General features: G+C 67.9%; 15 protein-coding genes and 1 pseudogene. 7 read left to right on the top strand and 9 right to left on the bottom strand.

Features of this window, described 5'->3' with window-relative positions; genetic code table 11:
- Positions 1 to 227 precede the first annotated feature (227 nt).
- The gene (locus tag D7Y13_RS10890; protein ID WP_120537525.1) at positions 228 to 2321 is read left to right on the top strand and encodes a monovalent cation:proton antiporter family protein; all 2094 of its coding nucleotides are present in this window, start codon (positions 228 to 230) and stop codon (positions 2319 to 2321) included.
- An 89-nt stretch (positions 2322 to 2410) separates the two neighbouring features.
- The gene (locus D7Y13_RS10895) at positions 2411 to 2941 is read left to right on the top strand and encodes a polymer-forming cytoskeletal protein (protein ID WP_120583277.1); all 531 of its coding nucleotides are present in this window, start codon (positions 2411 to 2413) and stop codon (positions 2939 to 2941) included.
- A 15-nt stretch (positions 2942 to 2956) separates the two neighbouring features.
- Here D7Y13_RS10895 and D7Y13_RS10900 read toward each other — a convergent pair whose 3' ends face one another.
- Entirely contained in the window at positions 2957 to 3598 is a 642-nt protein-coding gene (locus D7Y13_RS10900) for a cysteine hydrolase family protein (RefSeq protein ID WP_120537530.1), read from the bottom strand.
- 126 nt (positions 3599 to 3724) lie between these two features.
- On the opposite strand from D7Y13_RS10900, the pseudogene D7Y13_RS10905 reads away from it, so the two are divergent.
- Positions 3725 to 3865 (top strand): annotated as a pseudogene (locus D7Y13_RS10905) (IS5-like element ISMra2 family transposase); the annotation flags it as partial.
- Positions 3866 to 3926: 61 nt separating this feature from the next.
- On the opposite strand, the gene D7Y13_RS10910 reads toward D7Y13_RS10905, so the two are convergent.
- Entirely contained in the window at positions 3927 to 4403 is a 477-nt protein-coding gene (locus D7Y13_RS10910) for an SRPBCC family protein (RefSeq protein ID WP_233595487.1), read from the bottom strand.
- A 115-nt stretch (positions 4404 to 4518) separates the two neighbouring features.
- Positions 4519 to 5406 carry a WD40 repeat domain-containing protein gene (locus D7Y13_RS10915; protein WP_147444272.1) on the bottom strand — a complete coding sequence of 296 codons (888 nt, stop codon included), beginning with the start codon at positions 5404 to 5406 and terminating at the stop codon, positions 4519 to 4521.
- A 342-nt stretch (positions 5407 to 5748) separates the two neighbouring features.
- Between D7Y13_RS10915 and D7Y13_RS10920 the strand changes: the two genes are divergently transcribed.
- On the top strand, positions 5749 to 6414 hold the full coding sequence (locus D7Y13_RS10920; protein WP_120583274.1) for an SRPBCC family protein: 666 nt from the start codon (positions 5749 to 5751) through the stop codon (positions 6412 to 6414).
- 157 nt (positions 6415 to 6571) lie between these two features.
- Positions 6572 to 9022 carry an Ig-like domain-containing protein gene (locus D7Y13_RS10925; RefSeq protein ID WP_120583273.1) on the top strand — a complete coding sequence of 817 codons (2451 nt, stop codon included), beginning with the start codon at positions 6572 to 6574 and terminating at the stop codon, positions 9020 to 9022.
- A gap of 50 nt (positions 9023 to 9072) precedes the next feature.
- Here D7Y13_RS10925 and D7Y13_RS10930 read toward each other — a convergent pair whose 3' ends face one another.
- The gene (locus D7Y13_RS10930) at positions 9073 to 10734 is read right to left on the bottom strand and encodes an NHL repeat-containing protein (RefSeq protein ID WP_199732741.1); all 1662 of its coding nucleotides are present in this window, start codon (positions 10732 to 10734) and stop codon (positions 9073 to 9075) included.
- On the bottom strand, positions 10731 to 12545 hold the full coding sequence (locus D7Y13_RS10935) for a flavin-containing monooxygenase (protein ID WP_199732740.1): 1815 nt from the start codon (positions 12543 to 12545) through the stop codon (positions 10731 to 10733). Before D7Y13_RS10935 ends, D7Y13_RS10930 begins: the two co-directional genes overlap by 4 nt.
- A 93-nt stretch (positions 12546 to 12638) precedes the next feature.
- Here D7Y13_RS10935 and D7Y13_RS10940 point away from each other — a divergent pair, with 93 nt between their 5' ends.
- Positions 12639 to 13226 carry a TetR/AcrR family transcriptional regulator gene (locus D7Y13_RS10940; protein WP_233595486.1) on the top strand — a complete coding sequence of 196 codons (588 nt, stop codon included), beginning with the start codon at positions 12639 to 12641 and terminating at the stop codon, positions 13224 to 13226.
- 327 nt (positions 13227 to 13553) lie between these two features.
- Entirely contained in the window at positions 13554 to 13928 is a 375-nt protein-coding gene (locus D7Y13_RS10945; protein ID WP_120534964.1) for a DUSAM domain-containing protein, read from the top strand.
- Positions 13929 to 13964: 36 nt separating this feature from the next.
- Here D7Y13_RS10945 and D7Y13_RS10950 read toward each other — a convergent pair whose 3' ends face one another.
- The 4 genes from D7Y13_RS10950 to D7Y13_RS10965 all read right to left on the bottom strand — a co-directional run bounded on the left by D7Y13_RS10950 (position 13965) and on the right by D7Y13_RS10965 (position 21707).
- The gene (locus D7Y13_RS10950) at positions 13965 to 15656 is read right to left on the bottom strand and encodes a M1 family aminopeptidase (RefSeq protein WP_158620344.1); all 1692 of its coding nucleotides are present in this window, start codon (positions 15654 to 15656) and stop codon (positions 13965 to 13967) included.
- Between the two features lie 101 nt (positions 15657 to 15757).
- Positions 15758 to 20239, bottom strand: coding sequence for a discoidin domain-containing protein (locus D7Y13_RS10955; protein ID WP_341870403.1), 4482 nt, complete (start codon positions 20237 to 20239; stop codon positions 15758 to 15760).
- A 236-nt stretch (positions 20240 to 20475) separates the two neighbouring features.
- Positions 20476 to 21156 carry a putative glycoside hydrolase gene (locus D7Y13_RS10960; protein ID WP_120534967.1) on the bottom strand — a complete coding sequence of 227 codons (681 nt, stop codon included), beginning with the start codon at positions 21154 to 21156 and terminating at the stop codon, positions 20476 to 20478.
- Entirely contained in the window at positions 21153 to 21707 is a 555-nt protein-coding gene (locus D7Y13_RS10965; protein ID WP_199732739.1) for a hypothetical protein, read from the bottom strand. Before D7Y13_RS10965 ends, D7Y13_RS10960 begins: the two co-directional genes overlap by 4 nt.
- Between the last annotated feature and the right edge of the window lie 10 nt (positions 21708 to 21717).

Below are 21717 nucleotides of genomic sequence, written 5' to 3' on the forward strand. Positions count from 1 at the left end.
AACAGTGGCAGGGCACGCGCCTGCTTTGGAGCGCCCTGCTGTGCCTGGCCATCATCGGTGCGGCCATCGCCCTCGAGCGGTGGATGTGAGCCCGCCCTAACTTCCAGTGAGCCCCCGGCTCCGCGCGTTCCAGGCGGGGTCGGGGACCGCGAGTCCAGACGCCCCTCCTGAAGGCGGGGTGTCCCCCATCCCACGACGGCCCCTGTCCCGGTCCCGAGGCGCCTCCCATGCACGACGCCCACGCCTTCCTCCAAGCCCTCGCCACCGTCCTCTGTGTCGCGGCGGTCACCACGGTCCTCTTCCAGCGCCTGCGCCAACCGGTGGTGCTGGGCTACATCCTCGCGGGCTTCATCATCGGGCCGCACGTGCCCATCCCGCTGGTGGCGGACCCCAACATCGTCACGACGCTGTCGGAGCTGGGCGTCATCCTGCTGATGTTCTCCCTGGGGCTGGAGTTCAGCCTGCGCCGGCTCGTCCAGGTGGGCCCCACCGCGGGGCTCACCGCCGTCATCCAGTGCAGCGTGATGGTGTGGCTGGGCTTCATCGTGGGCCGCGCCTTCGGCTGGACGATGCTGGAGAGCCTGTTCACCGGCTGCTGCATCGCCATCTCCAGCACCACCATCATCGCCAAGGCGTTCGACGAGCAGAACATCCGGGGCGCGCTGCGCAGCATCGTGGTGGGCATCCTCATCGTGGAGGACCTCATCGGCATCCTCTTGATGGCCATGCTCACCGCGGTGTCCACCGGCTCCGGGCTGTCCGCGGGCGACCTGGCGCTGACCGTGGGCAAGCTGGCCGCGTTCCTGGTGGGGCTGGTCGTCATTGGCCTGCTGGTGGTGCCCCGGGTGATGCGCGCCATCACGAAGCTCCAGCGTCCGGAGACGACGCTGGTGAGCGCCATCGGCATCTGCTTCGCCGTCGCGCTGCTGGCGCAGTCGTTCGGCTATTCGGTGGCGCTGGGCGCGTTCCTCGCGGGCTCGCTGGTGGCGGAGTCCGGCGAGGGCAAGGAGATTGAACACCTGGTGCAGCCGGTGCGCGACCTGTTCGGCGCGGTGTTCTTCGTGTCGGTGGGCATGCTCATCGACCCGGCGCTCATCCGCGAGCACTGGATGGCCATCATGGTGCTCACGCTGGTGGTCGTCTTCGGGAAGATCATCAGCGTCACGCTGGGCGCCTTCTTCACCGGCAATGGCACGCGCACGTCCGTGCAGGCGGGCCTGAGCCTGTCGCAGATTGGTGAGTTCTCCTTCATCATCGCGGGCCTGGGCCTGACGCTGAAGGCCACGGGCACCTTCCTGTACCCGGTGGCGGTGGCCGTGTCCGCCATCACCACGCTGACGACGCCGTGGCTCATCCGTGCCTCCGGGCCGCTGGCCAACTGGGTGGACCGCAAGCTGCCCGCGCCGCTGCAGACGTTCGCGTCGCTCTATGGAAGCTGGGTGGAGAACCTGCGCACGTCGCCGCGCCAGAAGACGGTGGGCGCGCGCGTGCGGCGCATGGCGATGATGCTGCTCCTGGACGCGGCGCTGCTGACGGTCATCGTCATCGGCACGTCGGTGATGCTGCCCCAGGTGACGGCGTACATCGACGCGCGCATCGAGGGGAACGTCACCTTCACGCCGATGATCGTCATCGGCCTGGGCGTCGCGCTCGCCCTGCCCTTCTGCGTGGGCATCGTCCGGGTGGCGCGCCGGCTGGGCGTCACCCTGGCGGAGGGCGCGTTGCCGGCGGTGCCGGGCGGCAAGGTGGACCTGGCGGCGGCGCCGCGCCGGATGCTGGTGGTGGCGCTGCAACTGGCGAGCATCTTCATGGTGGGCGCGCCGGTGGTGGCCATCACCCAGCCGTTCCTGCCGGGCTTCCCGGGCGCCGTGCTGCTGCTCATCATGCTGGGGGTGCTGGGGTTCGCCTTCTGGCAGAGCGCCACGCACCTGCAGGGCCACATGCGCGCCGGAGCGCAGGTCATCGTGGAGGCGCTGGCGGCCCAGTCCCACGCGAAGGGCGGCGACGACGAGCCCGCTCCGGACGTGCTGCACGGGGTGCGTCAGCTGCTGCCGGGCCTGGGCGAGCCGGAGTCGGTGGCGTTGGGCACCTCCAGCGCGGCGGTGGGCCGCACGCTGGCGGAGCTCAACCTGCGCGGCATGACGGGGGCCACGGTGCTGGCCATCCGCCGGGGCACGGAGGGCGTGCTGGTGCCGTCCGCGCAGGAGGTGCTGCGCGCGGGTGACATCCTGGCGCTCGCGGGGACGCACGAAGCCATCGACGCGGCGAAGGGCGTGCTCGGCGGGGGCGTTGGAGCCGGGGTGGATGCCGCACCGGTGTGATGCGGTGGATGCAATGGGGGGACGGGGCCGGCCGTAGGCATGGCATGCCGTCCCCCTTCCGCATCTTCCGTGTCACGGAGGCTTCCACCATGCGCAGCCCACTCCTGCCGACCCTCGTTCTTGTCTGCTCGCTGGCCGTGCCCGCGCTGGCGGCGGAGCCCGCGAAGCCGTCCAAGGTTCCCGTGAAGCGTGTCTGCGTCAACGTGAAGGACGGGAGCAAGGCGGTCCAGGGCACGGACCTGGTCATCGAGCCCGGGGAGAAGATCAAGGACGCGGTCGCGGTGGACGGGGACGTCATCGTGAAGAAGGGCGCGGTGGTGGACAACGACGTGGCCGCCGTCCGGGGCCGCGTCATCCTGGAGGCCGGGGCTCGGGTGAAGGGCGACGTGGTGTCCCTGGGCGGCGAGGTGCGGGTGCCCGCGGGCGCGCGCGTCGACGGGAATGCCATGGCCCTGGGCGGCAAGCTCAAGCTGGACAAGCAGGAGGACGTGGGCGGCGAGAAGGTCAACTTCTCGATGGAGCTCAACGGCGAGGACCTGGTGAAGCAGGTCATCGGCAAGGCGCTCGACGAGGATCAGAAGTGCCACATCCTCGACGACGATGACGACAAGGACGTCTGAGGCGCGCGGCCCCCGTCACTTCCATTCGGTCGGGGGCTTCCGGGTCGGAGCTCTCCGCGAGTGGCGGACGGGGTTCACCTCGTCACCGCGGCACACGCGCACCCGCAGGAAGCGCTGGAGCTGATCGAGGGCCAGGTCGTGGTCCTTGTCGCTCTCCGCGCAGCAGCAGTCGCTGAGCACGGTGATCTTGTACTCGTGCATGTGCGCGTCGTGGGCGCTGAAGAAGACGCACAGGTTGGTGGCGATGCCCGCGAGCAGCAGCTTCTTCGTGCCCAGGTGCTCCAGCAGCGGCACCAGGGACGTGGCGAAGAAGGCCGAGTGCTTGGGCTTGAGGATGAAGTAGTCACCAGGCAGTGGCTTGAGGGCCCGGGCGACCGCGTGGCCCCGGCTGCCCCGGCGGGTGCAGTGCTTGTAGACGTCCGTGAAGTTGCTGCGCCACAGGTCGAAGTTGTCGTTGACGTAGATGACCGGCACGCCCGCCTTGCGCATCTTCCGCGCGAACGGGCCCAGCCGCTCCACCATGCGCAGCGCCCAGGGCAGGACGTTCTCCCCGCCGGGAAAGTCCAGGTCGTTGATGACGTCGATGATGAGCAGCGCGGTGTCGGAGCGGCGCTCCTGCGTCGAACGCTTCCGGACCGCCTGTCGGGGCTTCGCCACGTCCACCTCCTGATGGCTTCAGGCTAGAGCGTGTCCGCAAAGAGGTCGAGGGCGCCCGGCGTTGAGAGAGCATGAGCCGGGGCGAACTGAAGCCTGCGCGACTGGTGCCGCAAGCACCAGGTGCAGGCTGTCATCCCTACCCGCTCGGACCAGCCTCGCCTTCGCTCCTTCCGCCACGCGGCCTATCGCAAGCGCTGCCGCGTGGAGTGTCTCTTCAATCGTTTGAAGCAGAACCGGCGCGTGGCGACGCGCTACGAGAAGCGGTCGTGGGAGTGGCCGAGGCAGCGAAGTTCCATGACCAACCCGCGGACTTCACCCGGTCATGGGACTAGACGCCCAGGGCGACGAGTAGCTCGTCCAGCTGCTCGAACGTCTCGCCCATCCCACAGGTGCTGCCGGAGGCGATGGCACCGTCGAGAGCTTCCTTCGAGGGATAGAGGTCGTGCACGACGACCCGCGTCTTGCCGCCTTTCTCTTCGAAGGTCACCGTGGTGACGGCCCCCTCAGCACTTTCCTCATTCGTCCAGGCGAGGCGCGAGTGCGGCGTCACTTCGATGTACTTACCGAAGAACGCCATCGGCTGCTCCGAGGCAGGGTGGCCGAACACGAAACGGTACGTGCCCCCGACACGAACATCGGCCTCGCAGGAAATGAAGGAAATCCCAAACGACTTCGGTGCCCACCACCGCTTGAGCAGCTCGGGCTTGGTCCACGCCTCGAAAATGATGCGCGCCGGGCCGTTGACGGTTCGCGTGACGACGTGCTCGCGCTCGGATTTCCGCTCCGTCGTTGTGACGTTCTTCACGGGTTCACTCTCTCTTCTTGCGTCCATTGACCTTCTCCTTTTGTTTCAGTTCCTCGACAACTTTGTCCAACTCATCCCCGGGCACCTGCCGCGTGTTGGTGGGTCCAACGCCGCGTCAGGCCTTCCGGGACGGGGCCACACCCCAGATTCCGACCTTGCCGTCGTCCATGCCCCAGCTCACGAAGCGTCCGTCGGGAGAGAAGGACACGGAGCTGCCCTCCATGTCGTCCAGGTCCGAATAGGCGAAGAGCGTTTGCCCGTCGTCGGCGTTCAGCACCACGAAGGCGCTCGTGTCCGGGCTTGCCGCGAGCAGGGAGCCCGCGGGGTTGAACTCCATTTGGAGGGTTCCCGAAGCCGGGCCCTCGACGACGCGCACGACATCGAGCGAGGGCAGGCTCAGGAACAGCAGCCTGCCCGCGGTGTCCGCGGCGATGACCTGGTCTCCCGAGGGGACAAATGCCGCGGTCCAGATGCGAAAGGATTCGAAGGAGCGACTGCCCACCAGCTTCCCGGTCTTCGCCTCCCAGAGGCGGAGCGACGCGAGCGTCACCGCGCCCTCCCGTTCCTCGGCGGCCCCCGCCGCGGCGAAGGCGCCATCGGCAGAGAGCGCACAGCCGTAGAAGAGCGCGCGATCATCCCGTCGCCAGATCAACCAGCTCTTGCGCAAATCCCAGAGCAGGACGCGCCCTGCCGATCCCGTGAGCAGCAGTCGCGTCCCGTCCAATGACAGGCACGCGCTGGAAACGGACATGCCTGTCGTCACCGTGGACAGCAACGCACCGTCGGTGATCGACCAGGTCTGCAGGGCACCCCGGAACGTCACGGACAGGAGTGTCTGGGAATCCGGCAGGAACCACGCCGCCACGCCACCGGCCAGGGGGCGCGTGAAGAGCGGTGTGTTCCTGTCCGCCTCCAGGTCCCACCAGCGCAGCTGATTCTCCCCCCGATTCCGGACCGACAGCAGGTAGCGCGACGACGCGTCCCAGCCCAGCACTTGTCTCACGATGTGCGGGGAGCGCTCCGGTTCACCCAGCGTCCGAATCAGGGACAGGCTCCGCGCGGTGTCAGGGGTCAGAAGGGAGGAAGGCGCGCGCATTCACGCCCAGGATACGGGATCCGTCCTCATGCAGGGGCAGAAGGGACCGCAGGCTGCGAACATCCGGCCGCTGTCGCCAGCGCGCCGTGTGGGTTGCCTCGAAGGAGGGCGGGCACGACTCAGGGCGTCACCTTTGGCGCACCCACGGTGGTGCCCCTCCCGAATCCAGGTGGGGGGCTTGAGCGCCCGAGGACGGAGGGCCTAAGACGCCTCCGCCCCTTCCCGGGGCTGCTGTTCCGAGGACACCCCATGCTCAAGAAGATCGCCATTGGCCTTGCCGCCGCGCTGGTGCTGCTGCTCGCCTTCATCGCCACCCGCCCCGACACCTTCACCCTGTCGCGCACCGCCACGGTGCCGGGCACGCCGGACATCGCCTTCTCTCTGGTGAACGACTTCCACCAGTGGAACCAGTGGTCTCCCTGGGACAACCTGGATCCGAACCTGAAGCGCGTCTTCGGCGGCGCGGAGTCGGGCACCGGGGCCACCTACGCGTGGACGGGCAACTCCGATGTGGGCGAAGGCCGGATGACCAACGAGGAGAGCCGCGCGAACGAGTCCGTCCGCATCAAGCTGGAGTTCATCAAGCCCTTCGCCGCCACCAGCACCACGACGTTCACGTTCAAGCCCGTGCAGGACGGCACCGCCGTCACCTGGACCATGACCGGTGAGAACGGCTTCATGAGCAAGGCGTTCTCGGTCTTCATCGACATGGACAAGATGGTCGGCAAGGACTTCGACAAGGGCCTCGCCAGCATGCAGGCCGCCGCCAAGGTCGAGGTCGCGAAGCGCGCGGAGGCCGAAGCCGCCCTCAAGCAGGCCGAGGCGAAGGCCGCCGAGGAGGCCGCCGCCGCCGCTGCCGCTGCTGCTGCCGCGCCCACCGAGGCCGCTCCCGCCGTGGCCGCGCCCACGCCGTAATCCCCGCGCCAATCCCTTGCGGCTCCCGGCCCCTTGTTGCCTCCCAGGCAACAGGGGCCTTCTTGTTTCAAGACAATATGTCATTGCACGACCGGGGGTCGCATCGGGATTCACCCATGGTATTTATCATGCCTCTTCGACACCTCGAGGTCTGGCAATGCCTGTGTTTCATGGAGCCTCCCGGCTCGCGCTGTGCCTGCTCACGTTCGTCCTTGCCTGCGGTTCCACCGAACCTGACCCAACGCCTGGGGAGGGCGAAGACAACGACAAGGTCGCCGCGCTCACCCTCTCCCCGAACGGGGCGACGCTGCTGGTGGGTGAATCCCTGACGCTGGCCGCCCAGGCGGTCGACGACACCGGCCAGGTGCTCAAGAACGTCCAGGTGACCTGGAGCTCCTACCTGCCGGAGTACGCCACGGTAGCGAACGGCCGGGTGAAGGGCGTGGCCGTCGGCGGCTCGGTCATCACGGCCAAGGCGGGGGCGGTGAGCGCGACCCTGTCGGTGATCGTGATGCCAACCGACGCGTCCCAGCCTTCGAGCGACGAAGTGCTGGCGTCCGCGCGTGAAGCCGGGCTCATCAACGACGAGGAGCTGCTGGCCTACCAGGTGTACGCGGCGTTCAGCGACCCCCGCCTGCCCCTCCAGTACAAGGCCCGGGTCAAACCGGGGTTCGACGTCACCGTCCTCGAAACGCTGCGCGAGCGCTTCGACAGCCTCTCCGCGCCGATGCAGGAAGAACTCGGAATGTACCTGCTGCGCCCGGATGACCCGGGGAGCTGGCTCAACGCGCCCCTGCCCGACGCCCGGCTGAGCAGCATGAAGCGGCCCTCCTGCCGCCCCAGCTCCGCCGGTTGGTACTCCCTGTCGAAGTCCACCGCGAAGGTGAAGGTCTGGTTCGAGTTCGCCGTCACGGGTCAGCGCGAGCAGGCCCAGCTGCTCGACGAGGCCATCGAGAAGGACATCTGGCCGAAGCTGATGGCGCTGGGGCTCAAGGCGCCGCTCACCGACGAGGACTACGCCGGCTGCAACGGGGGCAGTTCCCAGCTCGACCTCTACCTGGTCCGCAACATGGGCGGCTACGGGTTGACCCTCCCGGAAGGTTACGACAACACGCAGGCCCCCACCTACATCCAGCTGTGGGACGGGCTTGACGATGATTCACTCAAGGCCGGGGCGGCGCATGAGCTGATGCACGCCATCCAGTGGGCCTCCAAGACGAAGGGCCCGCAGAACAGCTACGGGTGGATCCGGGATGCGACCGCGAACTGGGCCATCGACCAGGTGTATGGACAGTCGCTGCAACTCGAACAGCAATACGCCGACTGCTTCATGAGCACCCCGGACCTGCACCTGGAGAACCGCACCAAGGGCCACTGCACCGCGCCGGATGCGGGCGATGCCGAACGCGACTACGGCGCCTACCTGTTCTTCCAATACCTGTCGAAGAAGCACGGCCCGAGCGTCGTGGTGGCGGCGCTGGACAAGCTGACCACGGAGACCTCCAGCCTCACCGCGGTGGACTCCGCCGTCCCCGGCAAGCTGGAGAAGGTCTGGCCGGAGTTCGCGAAGGTGCTCTGGAACCAGGCGCCCATCGACACCAAGGCGGAGTCCTTCAAGGCGTGGGACAAGCTCACGGAGAAGGCGAAGTTCAAAGCGCTCAAGGGCGACCTGGCCGGCGCGCCCGAGCTCAAGGAAGAGCTTGGCACCGAGCTGAACAACCTGGCCAACAGCTACCACCACTTCACCTTCAGCGACCCGAACACGCGCTCCCTGCTGTTCCACAACGGGTGGTTCAAGAACATCACCGAGTCGAAGGATCCGGTGAAGGTGCTCGCGCTCTGGAACGACGCGAGCGGGACGTGGCACGAGGAGGACTGGAGCGAATACGAGTACGTGGGCCTCTGCCGCGACATGAAGTCACAGCGGGCGCAGGACCTGATCATCATCACCAGCAACGCGAAGTTCGCGCCCGGCGGCGGCGGGAGCCTGACGGCGGCGAAGACGCCGTACCTCAAGCGAAGCAACGTGGGCTGCTGGAAGTACAAGGGCACGTCGAAGGCGGTCCTGGTGGGGGCGGGCTGGTCGGGCCGGGGGAAGATCATCGACGCGAACCTGGAGTACCAGGTGCTGGGGGCCTTCGCGACCGCGGACTATGATCATCCGAACCTCCCGCACACGAAGCGGCTCGGGGCCTTCATGATCCTGGCGGCCAGCGGGGACTTCACGCTCGATATCGGCTACTCGAGCCATGGCTGCAACTACTCGTTCGGGCCCACGAAGTATTCGATGGGGCCCACGGGCGGGGCGATGTTGATGAACCCGTTCAATGAATTGAAGTCACCGGATCCCGACACCCAGGAGTGGCTGTCACACCCATCGCGCGCGTACAGATCGGCGCTCGGCGACGGACGCATCGTGAGCGTCGCCGTCAGTGGCAAGGACTGCCAGGGACCGGAGCTGGATTCCCCCGGGAACATCCTCTTCACGGACTCGGGTGAACCCAACGCCACACCTCAGCTCGTGAAGCCGAATGGCGAGCTGTCCGGGACGCTCTCCATGTTGGACACCGTCTTCAGTTGGACGCTGCAGCCGCAGATCGAACCCTGAGCCGAAAGGTCGCCGCAGGAGCCCCGCGCTCCTGCGGCCTGGCCGTCCTCTCAGGGCTCGGGGACGAAGCGGTAGAGGGCGCTCTCGATGTCGGACGTCAGGTAGACGGTGCCCGAGCGCCCCACGGCGACGCCCGTGGGCAGGTAGCCCGGCGGGAAGGGATCGCTCTCGGGCAGACCGATGCGCAGCTTGCTCGCGATCACCGTCGACCGGCCCGTGGCGGGATCGATGCGCACCAACTGCTTGCGGCCCACCTCGGCGACGAAGAGCCCACCGTCCGGATGTCGGGCGATGCCCTCGGGGCCCTTGAGGCCCCTGGCCACCGTGCGTTTGGCGCCATCCGACAGCCGCACCCGGGTCACCTTCCCCGAGCGCACCTCGGTGACGTACACGCCGGGCTCCTTGGCGTCTGTATCGGCCGCGAGCCCCACCGGGCCCTCCAGCCCCTCGGTGAGCACCGTGGTGACCGCGGGCTCGGCCGTGTCCACTCGCACGAGCCGGCCCGTGGCGCCCTCGGCGAGGATGAGCGTGCCGTCCGCGAGCTCCACCACGCCCTGGACACCGTGGGTGTTGGGCAGGGTCCGCAGGAGCTTTCCCGTGGCCCGCTCCAGCACCTGCACGCTGCTGTGGCCGCCCAGATAGGATGTGCTGCGCACCACGTGCAGCGCGCTCACGCTCACGTTCATGGGGAAGTTCGTCGGGGAGGAGAGCACCCGGTCCGTCTGGTGGATCTTCCCATCCAGGCCGCCCACCTGACGCAGGGCATACACATCCGCCACGTAGACCCGCTCGTCCGGATCATCCGGCGCCACGGCGATGCCCGACGGCACGCTCAAGCGCGCCTCGACCAGCACCCGCACCGAGCCATCCGCGGGGTTGATCACGCGGATGTCGTTGTCGACCATGTTGGACACATACACCTGGTCGTCGGGACCCACGGCCAGGTTGTCGAGTCCGGTGGGCAGCGTCGTGACGACCTCCTTGTCGCCCGAGGGCAGCCGCACCCGCACCAACTCACCCCGCGCCGCGTCGACCACGTAGAGGTTCTCGCGCCGCGCGTCGAAGTTGACGGCCGTCGGCATCGCGAACCCCTGGGCCACGGGCTCGATGCCGCCCGTGTCCACGTCGATGCGGGCGATCTGCCCCTTGAGCAGGAGGGGGCCGTAGAGCTTGTCGTCCGGGCCGAACTCGAAGCCGTTGAGGAAGCCGGGCCCTTGGATGACCTTGCGTGGTGGCTTCCTGCCGTTCGGGTCCACTTCCCACAGCACATCCGCCGCGCCGAGCTGGGTGGCGTAGAGCCGGCCATCGCCGCGGAAGGCCAGCGAGTTGAGGCCCGGCAGCCCCCGCGCGATGACGCGCGTCTTGCCATCCGGCGTGCGCCGCATCAGCTGGCCGGTGAAGTAGCCGGTCCAGTAGACCGAGCCGTCGGGTCCCAGGGTGACGTCATCCGCGCCGCCCAGCGGAGGCCCCACCAGGGTGCTCACCGCGCCCGTCTTCAGGTCGACGGAGTGCACCGTCTGGCCCAACAGGTTGCTGGCCAGCAGGTGGCCCTTGCCGTCGACGACGAGCCCGTGGACGCCCTGGAAGGGGGAGCCGGCCACCACCACCTCCTGGCGCCAGGCCTTGGGCGGAGCGGCCAGCACCGCGGCCCCGGCCAACACCAGACTGGCGGCCAGGGACCTGGAGAGGAATCGGAACATGGGAGCGCTCATGACGGGACCTCCGCCCCGCCGCGCGTGAACTCCAGGCCCACGAGCTCCTCGCCCTTGCGCCACTCGCGCAGCACGTCGATGAACGCGAGCGTGTCACCGCCGAAGGTGGCGAACTTCATCATCTCCGGGCCCGCCTTCATTCCCTCGTTGTTGTAGTAGCCCGGCGTGCAGTCGGCCCCGCCAAAGGTGGCGCTTGTCTTGAGCCGGCCGAGGATGACGTCCCACCACTGCTGTTGCGCCTGCTCCGAGGGCTCGGACACCTCGACGCCCTGTTGCAGGCACCGCGCGATGATGTGGGCGGCGTGCTGTGATTGCTCATCGAGGATGTGCACGAAGTTGATCGCCCAGCCGCTCTGGGTCGTGGTGAACAGCATCAGGTTGGGGTAGCCGCGGCTGTGCATGCCGTGCAGCGTGGCCGGGCCCTGGGCCCAGGCATCACGCAGCGACCGGCCGCCCCTCCCGCGGATGTCGAAGCCCAGCTTCTGGGTGAACTCTCCCGCCACCTCGAAGCCCGAGGCGTAGATGAGACAGTCGACCGGGTATTCCCTTCCGTTGACCACCACGCCGGTGGGCGTGATGCGCTCCACGCCCTTTCCCTCGGTGTCGACGAGCTGGACGTTGGGCCGGTTGAACGTCGGCAGGTATTCGTCGTGAAAGCAGGGCCGCTTGCACATCTGGTTGTAATAGGGCTTGAGCGCCTCGGCCGTCGCGGGATCCTTCACGATGGCGCCCACGCGCGCGCGGATCTCCTCCATCTTGCGGAAGTCAGACACCTGCGCGAGTTCGGCGGCCTCCTCCGCCGAACGGGCCTGGGTGAGGTCCAGTCCCTGGAAGATGTAGGTCCAACCGTCGTTCACCATGTCGACGGGCTGCTGGCGGCCGGAGACGATCGCGGAGAAGTTGCGGATGCGCTCCTGCTGCCAGCCCGGCTGGAGCGACTTCGCCCAGGCTTCGTCCGTCGGCTGGTTGGCTCGCACGCCGACCCCCGAGGGGGTGCGTTGAAAGACATACAGATGCCGGGCCGTGGCGCCCAGGTGCGGAATGGCCTGCACCGACGTCGCGCCCGTGCCGATGATACCCACGCGCTTGTCGCCCAGCTTCGTCATGGGGCGCGTCGGGCTGCCCCCCGTGTATGCGTAGTCCCAGCGGCTCGTGTGGAAGCAGTGGCCCTGGAAGGTCTCGATGCCCGGGATGCCCGGCAGCTTCGCCTTGTGGAGGATGCCGCCCGCGATGATCACGAAGCGTGCCGCGATGAGGTCACCCCGGTCCGTCGTGATGTTCCAGCGACGGGTGCCCTCGTCCCAGTCCATCGTCCGCACCAGCGTCTGGAACAAGGCGGCCTTGTAGAGGTCGAAGTGCCGTCCGATGCGCTGGCAGTGGGCGAAGATCTCCGGCGCCTTGGCGTACTTCTCCTTGGGCATGTAGCCCGTCTCCTCAAGCAGCGGCAGGTAGATGTACGACTCCACGTCGCAGGCCGCGCCCGGGTAGCGGTTCCAGTACCAGGTGCCGCCGAAGTCGCTGCCCTTCTCGATGATGCGGAAGGACTCCACCCCCGCCTGACGCAGGCGAGCGCCGGCCAGCATGCCGCCAAAGCCACCGCCGACGATCAGCACGTCTGTCCGCTCGGTCAGCGCCGGGCGGGTGAAGCCGGGCTCGACGTAGGGGTCCTTGTCGAAGTCCGCGAAGACGCCCTGGAGCGGGAGGTACTGGGCAGCGCCATCCGCGCGCAGCCGCTTTTCCCGCTCCTGCCGGTACTTCTCCTTCAACGCTTCCGGAGAGAAAGACAGCTCGCCCTTCGTCGTCGCAGTCATCCGCGCACTTCCCCTCGGCTGGGCGGCCGCGTACGATATACACGGCCGTGTACATTCCGGATATACCTGAATTCCTGACATAGGTAAACAGCCGTGTACATCCCGCCTCCGCCCGACCCCAGGTCCTCGACGCGTCAACGTGACGCCGAGCGCACGCGTGCCACCCTCATTGACGCCGCCCGGACGCTGTTCTCCACGCGTGGCTTCGCCAGCACGGGGGTGCGCGACATCGCGGACCTGGCGGGGGTGAACTCCTCGCTTGTAGGCCGCTACTTCGGTTCGAAGCAGGGGCTGTACCGGGCGACGCTGGAGCAGGTGCTCGACATCACCCCCTTGTTGCAGGTGGAGCGTCGGCGCTTCGGTGAGGAGGTGGTGTCGCTCTTCTTCGGCGCGGAGGACGCTCCGGGGCCCCTGGCGATGTTGATCCTCTCGGCGACGGATCCCGAGGCCTACGCGACGACGGTCGAGCTGCTGCGGGAGAAGGCGCTGGAGCCGCTGGCGCGCTGGCTCGGCCCACCGGATGGCGAGGGGCGCGCGGCCCGGCTCAACATCCTCTGGAGCGGCTTTCTCATCAGCTGCCGGTTGATGCCCGGCCATCACCTGTCCGCGTCGGGCAACACCTCCACCCGCCGCTGGCTGGAGCAGGCCATCCAGGCGGTCGTCGACGAAGGCGGGACCTGAAGCCTCCGCTGAATGAGGGCAGGTTCCCGCAGGCTCCCCGCGCTCCTGCGGTTGACCACCTTTGAGCGAGCGGCAACGTCAACGCCGCGCTGTAGGCTCCGTCTCCATGACAACCCCGATAGCCGCCCGCTGTCGGCACCACCTTGCTCCCATCCTCGTGGCCCTCAGTCTGGCCCGCGCCTTCCTGTGTGGAAGAACCGGTGTCTCCGGTCCTGGAATAACTGCGCGGCCGGTAGACTCTTTGGCCCCTGCACCGATTGCCTGCGCCGCTGCGAAGGCCAACACGTATGGCCCGCGGATAAGTGCGGGCCGAAGAGGAAGCGCTTGATGACAACCCAACCCGACTGGGACGCGATACGGGACCTATCGCAGCGTGTGCTCCGCGAAGGAGCCCCCCTTGTCCTTACAGAGGACACGCGTGCGCTTCTGCACCGCACGGCGGATGAGGTTGCCATCCCTGACGCAACATCCGCACTCCAGTCAGATGACGGAGCACTTGCGCTCCTCCGCGAGTGCTCCCACCGCATCTCGGAAGGCTCCAACCGACTCATGGACGCGCTGGACCGGATGTACAGGCACCAGGACGCGGGCAACTACGAGGACGCTCGCAAGGAAATGCGCGACGTGCTGTCCGTCGAAGTCGTCCCCTACTACCGCGAGGCAGCGCAGGGGCAGCTTGACGATATGGCCGACACCCCGTGACGACCGGGGCGCGAGGCACCCTCGTGCAACGATGACCTACAGCCTCCGCTGAATGAGGGCAGGTTCCCGCAGGAGCCCCGCGCTCCTGCGGTTGACCACCCTGCTCCGGGGATCCACCGCCACCCGCCGGACGGTCCACGGCGGGAGCGGCACGGTGGTCTGCACCGTCGCGGACACGGGCTCCAGTCCGTAGGAGACGGTGACACGCTGACGCTGCTCCGGGGCCTCCCCCTGGAGCTCCAGTTCCACCACACAGGGATACACGGTGCCCGTTGTCGTCTTCTGCGTCACGGTCAATGACAGCGCATCCTCCTCACGCCACTCCACCTGGAAGAAGGGCCAATCCGGCTCCCCTTCCCCATCCACCCAGGTCTCGAAGTAGCGCTGGAGACTGACGCCAGACGCACCTTCGAGCGCGGCGCGAAGGTCCTCGATGCTCCGCGCACCCGGCTCGGCCAGGAACGACTGGAGCGCGGCGAGCACGGGGGCCCGGCCCAGCAGTGACTCCAGTTGCAAGAGGAGGATCATCGGCCCCGAGCCGTAGATGTCATTGACGAAGGAGATGAAGGGCGGCGCCGGTTCGTCCGCAGGACGCAGGTAATAGGACGTCGTGCGGGCCAGCCGGTCCCAGTACGCGAGCGTGGATGCCGCCTCGCCGTCCCGGTGTTCGTCCTCATAGACATACGTGAGGTATTCAGCCACCGACTCCTTCCACGGATAGTCCTGGGCGCTGGCCAGGGTGGTCCGGTTGCCGGCCCACTGGTGCACCACCTCGTGCATCCACGTGTGCAGCGTCATGTTGGCGTAGTCCTTCGGCAACAGCGGCAGGTTGTCGCGCAGGAGGATGTTGGCCGGATGCTCCATGCCCAGCCACTCCGTGGGCGCTGACGCCACGCGCAGCTCGCGGCCATACGGAAGCGGACCGAAACGCGCGATCATCCACCTCAAGAAATCCTCCATCACCGCCGCGTCCAGTGCCGGCCCCAGCAGGCCACCCGGAGCCTCATAGAGCTCCACCAAGGCCACGTCCGAGTCCACCAGCCGCGTGCGCTTCCACGCCGGGAGGGAGGCCACCATGAAGGAGGAGTACGTGGGCGCCGGCGTCTCCAGCAGCTCGCAACGTGTATGGGTTTCATCCCGCCGCGACAGGCGTCCGGGGCACAGCACCACCTCCCCCGACGCATGCTTCACGTCGAACGTAAAGCGCGCGAGCCGCGCGGGCGCGTCATCACATGGGCCAAAGAGGTCGCAGGACTCCAACCACCCCAGCAGGTACGAGAAGTCTCCGCCGACGACCGGACGGCGGGAGAACCCCACCTGCGTCGACAGGTGCGTGGCTTCCGGGACGACATACTGGCTGTCGAGGAAGAGCGGCCCTCCTTCGTACCACCCGCAGAGTTCCAGCCTCCCTTCCGCCGTGCGCATGCGCGTGGGAGCCCCGCCCTGCCATCGCACGCCCGTCACCCCCTCCGGGGCCGGGATGGACAGACACCCTTCGCCCTCATCTTGCTCCTTCACGTCCAGCCACAGCCGGGAGCGGGCCTCCCGCGTCGTGAGGTCGAAGGTGTAGTCGTAGCGCTCCACCGCGTAGGTCAAAGCCCTCGGAGGAGCGTCCGGAGGAGGAGGGGGTGTGGCAGGCGGCTCCGGCGCTTCGCACCCCAGGCCCAGGACGACGACGACGAACAGGAGCGGCGGGACGCGGCACAGCAAGGACAGGGGTTCGGGCACACAACGGATACGGACCCTGCCCCCCGCGCCGGTCACCGCCATGAAAAAAGGGGCGGCCGTCGTCCGGCCGCCCCTCCCCTTCACCTCAAACCCTCACCCGCCTACTTCGTGAAGGTGACGGGGCCGGAGGACAGCGTGGTGTTGTTCGCGCCGTCCACCGCGCGCACGCGCCACGTGTGCGTGCCCGTGGACAGCCCGTTCACCGTCGTCTGCTCGGTGCCCACGCCGTACACCTCGAACTCCCACAGCGAGTAGCCGTAGGCCGTCGCACGCTGCACACCTCGCATGCGCACATAACGGCCCACGCCGGTGAGGCCCGTCCAGTCGTCGATGCCACCGTCGCCGGTGTCCACCGTCTTCAGCGCCACCCAGTTGGTCGCGCCGTCCAGCGACGTCTCCAGGACGTAGCGCCGGCCGTACGCGGCCTCCCAGTTCAGCAGGATGCGCTTGAGGGAGTAGATGGCGCCCAGGTCCACCGTGATGGAGTCGGTGTCACCCGTCGTCGCCGTGCCGACGCTCGACCAGCGCGTCGTCAGGCTGCCGTCCACCGCGTCGTTCGGGCTGCCGAACTCGGACGAGGTGGCCGCCACGTTCTTGCCCCTCGCCAGGTTCGTCCCGGCCGGGGTCGCCGCGCTCCGGAGGATGGTCGGGGTGCGGTCCGCGTTGTCCACGATGAGCACGTACTCCGACACGCCCGCGCCCACGTCCGTGGTCTGCTCCCAGATGAAGCGCGTGGACGTGCCCGGCACCGCCTGGCCCGCCGACGGCGACAGCGCCGCGAAGGCCGCCGGAGGCGTCGTGTCGTTCAGCGTGAAGGTGAACGTGGGCGACTGCGTCACCCCGTTCGCCCAGTTGAACGCCTTGACGAACCAGGTGTGCGTCCCGTTCGCCAGCTTCAGGCTCTCCAGCGGAGCGGACGGCGTCTTGGTGATCGCCACCGGCGCGGGGTTGCCGTCGATGAAGACCTCGTAGCGCTGGATGCCCGTCTGAGGATCGCTGCTGGCATTCCAGGTGAACGCCGGCCGCGTGCCGGTGATGACCAGGTTGTTCGCCGGCGTCAGCAGGCTGAACGCCACCGGCGCCGTCGCATCCGTCAGGCCAAAGCCCTGGATGCCCGCGCCATACTGGAACAGCGGGTTGCCGTAGATGGGCTCGATGTGCTGGCCCAAGGCGATCTTGGAGCGGATCGTCGCCCGCTCCGCGTCCGTCGCGCCCAGGTCGTAGGGCAGATCCCAGCGCTCCAACTGGCCGCTCTCCACGTCCGTGCCCACCTGGCTCATGGCGCGCGGCAGCTGCCACGGCGTCTTGCCGCGCGGCAGCACGTCACCGAACAGCACGTCCGCCACCGCGAAGCCACCCATGTCACCGGGGCGATAGGCGATGAGGAACGCGTTGGAGATGGGCATTACGTTCGTCAGGACATACGGCCGCGGCATGATCATCACCGTGGTCGTGGGGATGCCCCGCGACTTGAAGCTGTTGATGACGCCGAACTGGTCGCCCCACTTCGCGTCGTGGGCCGGGCCAATCGGGTCGCCGGGCAGGTACGGCTTCTCCTTGTCCCACTCCGTGCCGTGCGTGAAGTAGCTCTCGCCCACCACCACGATGGCCGCGTCCGGCGTCACGCCCGCCGGGGCGTTGTCCTTGTAGACCGTGAGGCCCGCCGCTTCCGCGCGCGCCTTCACCGCCGCGTAGATGGTCGGGTCGCCGAACTCGTAGCCGTGGAAGTCCGAACGCCAGGTCACCATGCAGGACATGTCGTCCGCGCGGGGACCCGCGATGACGATCTTCCCGCCCGCCGGCAGCCGGATGGGCAGCGCGCCGTCGTTCTTGAGCAGCGTCATCGCGCCTTGCGAAGCGCGGCGCACCGCGGCCTTGCTGGTCGCCGTGTGCCACTCGGAGGTCCCCGCGGGGCCGTTCTTGTACGGGTCCTCGAAGATGCCCAGACGGAACTTCAGGTCGAGGATGCGCCGCACCGAATCGTTGATGCGGGAGAGCGGAACCTCGTTCTCGAAGTTGGCCATGGCGGACGGCGTCGCGCCGCCCATGACGTCCGAACCCGCCGTGGCGGAGCGCACCCACGCGCCGGAAGGCAGCCAGTCCGAGCAGATGACGCCGTCGTAGTTCAGCTTCGTGCGCAGGTAGTTGAGGATGCCCGGGTTGTCACCCGCGCCGTACCCCTCCGGCCCCAGCAGCCAGCTGCCGGCGTAGCCCGGCATGATGCCGCTGGTGCCCGCCTCGATGGCCGCGTGCCACGGACGCATGTGGTAGTGGATGGTGGTGCCGTCGTAGGTGATGCCCGCCTCACCGCCGGCGCCCTGCCCCGGCCAGTGCTTCGTCGTCACCCAGATGGAGTTCGGGTTCACTTCCGGACCGCCCTGGAGGCCGGCGATCAACGCGCGGGTGATGCCCGACGCCAGCTCGGCGTCCTCGCCGTTGCCCTCCTGCGTGCGCGGATAGAGGACCTTGGTGTTCACCTCCGCCAGCGGCGACAGCGTGCCGCGGCTGCCAATGGCGATCTGCTCCTTGCGCTGGATGTCACCCATCTCATAGACGGTGTCCAGGTCGCGCGAAGCGGCGAGCGCCGGCTGCGTGGGCCAGCTCGTCTTGTAGCCGTGAATGGAGTCACCCGCGTCGATGTGCGGGATGCCCAGCCGCGTGGCCGCGGACGCCTTCTGGAACATCGGGATGTCCGTGGGAGACAGCGGCCCCATCTGGAAGCCCGCCAGCGGGTACTCCTTGGCGTCGTAGAACATCTGCATGGCCTTCTCATGCAGCGTCATGCGGCCCAGCAGGTCGTTCACGCGCACGGAGATGGGGTTGCGCCAATCCTCGTACGGCTCGATGACGCCGTTCTTGTTCAGGTCGCGCGCGCCATTGATGAGGTTGACGCCGTCCGCCTGCGTCTCCACCGTTGGCAGGTACACGCTGAAGTTGCCGATGTCCGAGCGCGGCGTGCTGCCCGACAACGTCGCCACCACGTACCACTTGTACGTCCAGCGATCCGGCAGGTCCTCCGTGAAGGTGAAGGACGTGCCCGTCTGCGACGCCACCTGCGTGTAGCGATCCAACAGGCTGCCCGGCGCCATCCAGTCGTAGTCGTTGCGCGACAGGTTGACGTAGAGCTTGTAGTTCGTCGCGCCCGTGACGGGGGCCCACGTCAGCGTGGGACGGCGCGTCGTGGTCACCATCGTGTTGTTCGTCGGCGTCACCAGCCGGAACGAACCCGTCACCGGCAGCGGCGCGGGCGCCACGTACGGGTCCGGGATGATGGTCGGGTCGCGGGGATCCGTGGGGCCGTTGCCCGTGGAGTAGATCTCCACGTTCCAGTCCGCGCCCTGCACCGCCAGCGCGCTGACGGACTGCCCGCGCTGCTGGTTGCCATTGTAGTCCACCACCGCCAGCCGGATGTCCGTGTTGGGCTGGGTGGGAGAGAACTGGTTCTTCGACAGCGTCACCGTCGTGTTGGGCGGGAACGTGAGCTGGTAGGTGAACGGCCCGGGCGGGTTGCGCACGGACGGCGTGGTGTTGCCCTCCTCCGGCACCGGCGTGACGCTGATGGGCGCGGGCGACACGTTGATCTTCGCGTACGCCAGCTCCGGGAAGTTCAGCTTGAGGGTCTGGTTGGTGGTCTGCGTCGGCGGAGGGTTGGTGCCGCCGGACTGATACACCTCGAAGGCCCACAGCGAATAGCCATACCCGGTGCCACGCTCCGTTCCGCGCATGCGGATGTAGCGGTAGGTGCCGGAGACGGGGATCTCCCGCCGGCCCGCCACACCGTTGGTCACCGTGTTGAGGGTGACCCACGTGGTGTCGTTGTTGGAGCCGTCAATCGTGTACGTCTTGCCGTAGGCGCCTTCCCAGTCCAGCACCACCTTGCCCACCACCTGGGAGGACCCCAGGTCCACGCGGATCCACTGGGGATCCACGGCGGGGACGGAGGCCCAGCGCGTCGTGCCCAGCCCGTCGAAGGCGAAGCCCGGCAGCAGGTACTCGGAGTCACCCTCCACGCTGGACGCCGTGGCCGGCTTGTTCCTCGCCAGGTCCGTGGTGACGGGCGGAGGCGTGGTGCCCCCCGTCTCGTAGATGGCGAACTCCCAGAGGGAATACCCGAACGCGCCCGAGCGGGCGACGCCCTGCATGCGGACGTAGCGGCCGGTGGTCCCCGCCGGCAGGGACAGGTCATCCACCGCGCCGTCGCCGTTGGTCACGGTGAGCGCGTCGGTGAAGGTCGTGCCGTTGGCGGACACCTGGATCTTGTAGCCGGTGGCGTAGCCGGCCTCCCAGGTCAGCACCACGCGCGAGATCGTGCGCGTCTGCCCCAGGTCCACGGTGATCCATTCATTGTTCGTGAAGGCACTACCCCAGCGAGTGCCGCCATTGCCGTCCACCGCGTACTCCCCCAGGAAGTTGCCTTCCGCGGAGGACGTCGTCGTGGGGCGGTTCAGGGCGACGTTCGTCTGGGCCTGGGCCGGTGAAGCGGCCAGCACGGACACCAGCAGCGCGACCGCCGCGAAGGCCCGCTTCAGCCAGACACCGGGGGGTGCTTCGAGCAGAACTGGCTTTGCGCCCGTTCTTGACAACTCCGCTGAATATTCACACATTGGGGGACGACTCCTTGAGTAGGAACACCGTGAGGCATGCGTCTGGACGCACGACCAGGACGCGCGTCAAACGCAGGGGGACTGCCTGGCTGGAGGAGCTGCTTCCCTGCCCTGACGGCGCTGGACGCGGGGGCGCCGGCGACGTCACGACAAGGCTCGGGCGTTCCGGCTGTCATCCTCGACAGCCGGCCCACCCTCCTGGCACTGCGTCCTGCCTAGTTCGCGGTGAAGTACAAGTTGTCGAGCAGGAGAGACTGACCGGCGGCGCCACCTTCAGCGGCGAAGGTGAACGGTGACGACACGGCATTGAGCTTCAGGCCCGCCGCGGTGAAGTCCGCGATGGGGATGGCCAGGTGATGCCACGCACCGTCATTCACGTAGCCGTACTTCGAAGCGGCGAGCGGATAGCCCTTCTCTTCCGTCTTCACGCCGCTGGACATGCCGACCTTCACGTTCGCGAAGGCGACGTCCGCGGACTTCATGCTGACGTGGAGCGTCTTCCACGTGTCCAGGTTGCGCACGCTGGTCCAGTGCACGCCGAAACCCATCCACGGCTTGCCGTTCTGGACGATCTTCGTGGCGAACTTGCCCTCCACGCGGTCCGCCACGGGGTCGAAGATGTCCTCCACATAGACGGTGTTGTCGTAGAGGTAGAAGTTGGTGTCCACGTTGTCGAGCACCACCTCCTCGGAGTGGCCCGTCTCGTAGAAGATGCCCACCATCAGGCGGCGCTGGCCGTCCTCGAAGGGGAACGGCCCGGGCAGCACATCCGCGGCGGGCTCTGAACCGCCGTCGGTGTTGTTCCCGATGGGCCCCTGGTCCGAGTAGTCCGCCGGGCCCGGATCCGGGCGGCAGGCGGACAGCATCAACAGCAATCCCCACAACGGCTTCTTCATGGCTTCACCGCCCGGTCCGCACCACTGGAGGTCTTCACCATCACCCAGCCGCCCGTCACCGTGCCGCCCAGCTCCACGACGCCCTTGTACGCGGGCGTCACCAGGTCATAGGCGATGGTGCCGGACGCGTCGTACGTCACCGCGTCCGGGAAGTTGTCGAGCACGGACTGGAAGGCCTTCACCGCCATCTCCCGCGTCTGCGGAAGGCTGGCCTGATCCGCCAGGCCCCGCTGGTAGATGGCCGCCAGCTGCACGCCCACGTAGTACTGCGCCTCGCCGTACGGCCCCTGCGCCAGGATGGTGGCCCAGGAGTAGAAGCCCGCCACGGGGCTCGCCCCGGACTGGATGTCCCACTTCGTCTCGGTGCCCACGCCCGACAGCCGGAAGGGGTTGTACGGGTCGTCCAGGACGGACGTGTTCGGGTAGACGCCCATCAGGGGGTCGGTGACCACGAAGGTCAGGTCCTCCAGCGAGCGGCCGTAGACGATGGTCGGGTCGTCGTAGCAGCCGGACAGCGACGCCACGGCGGCCACCAGCAGAGCAGTCCTCATGATGCGTCGT

Origin of the sequence: Corallococcus praedator, from assembly GCF_003612125.1 — a bacterium.
Lineage (GTDB): Bacteria > Myxococcota > Myxococcia > Myxococcales > Myxococcaceae > Corallococcus > Corallococcus praedator.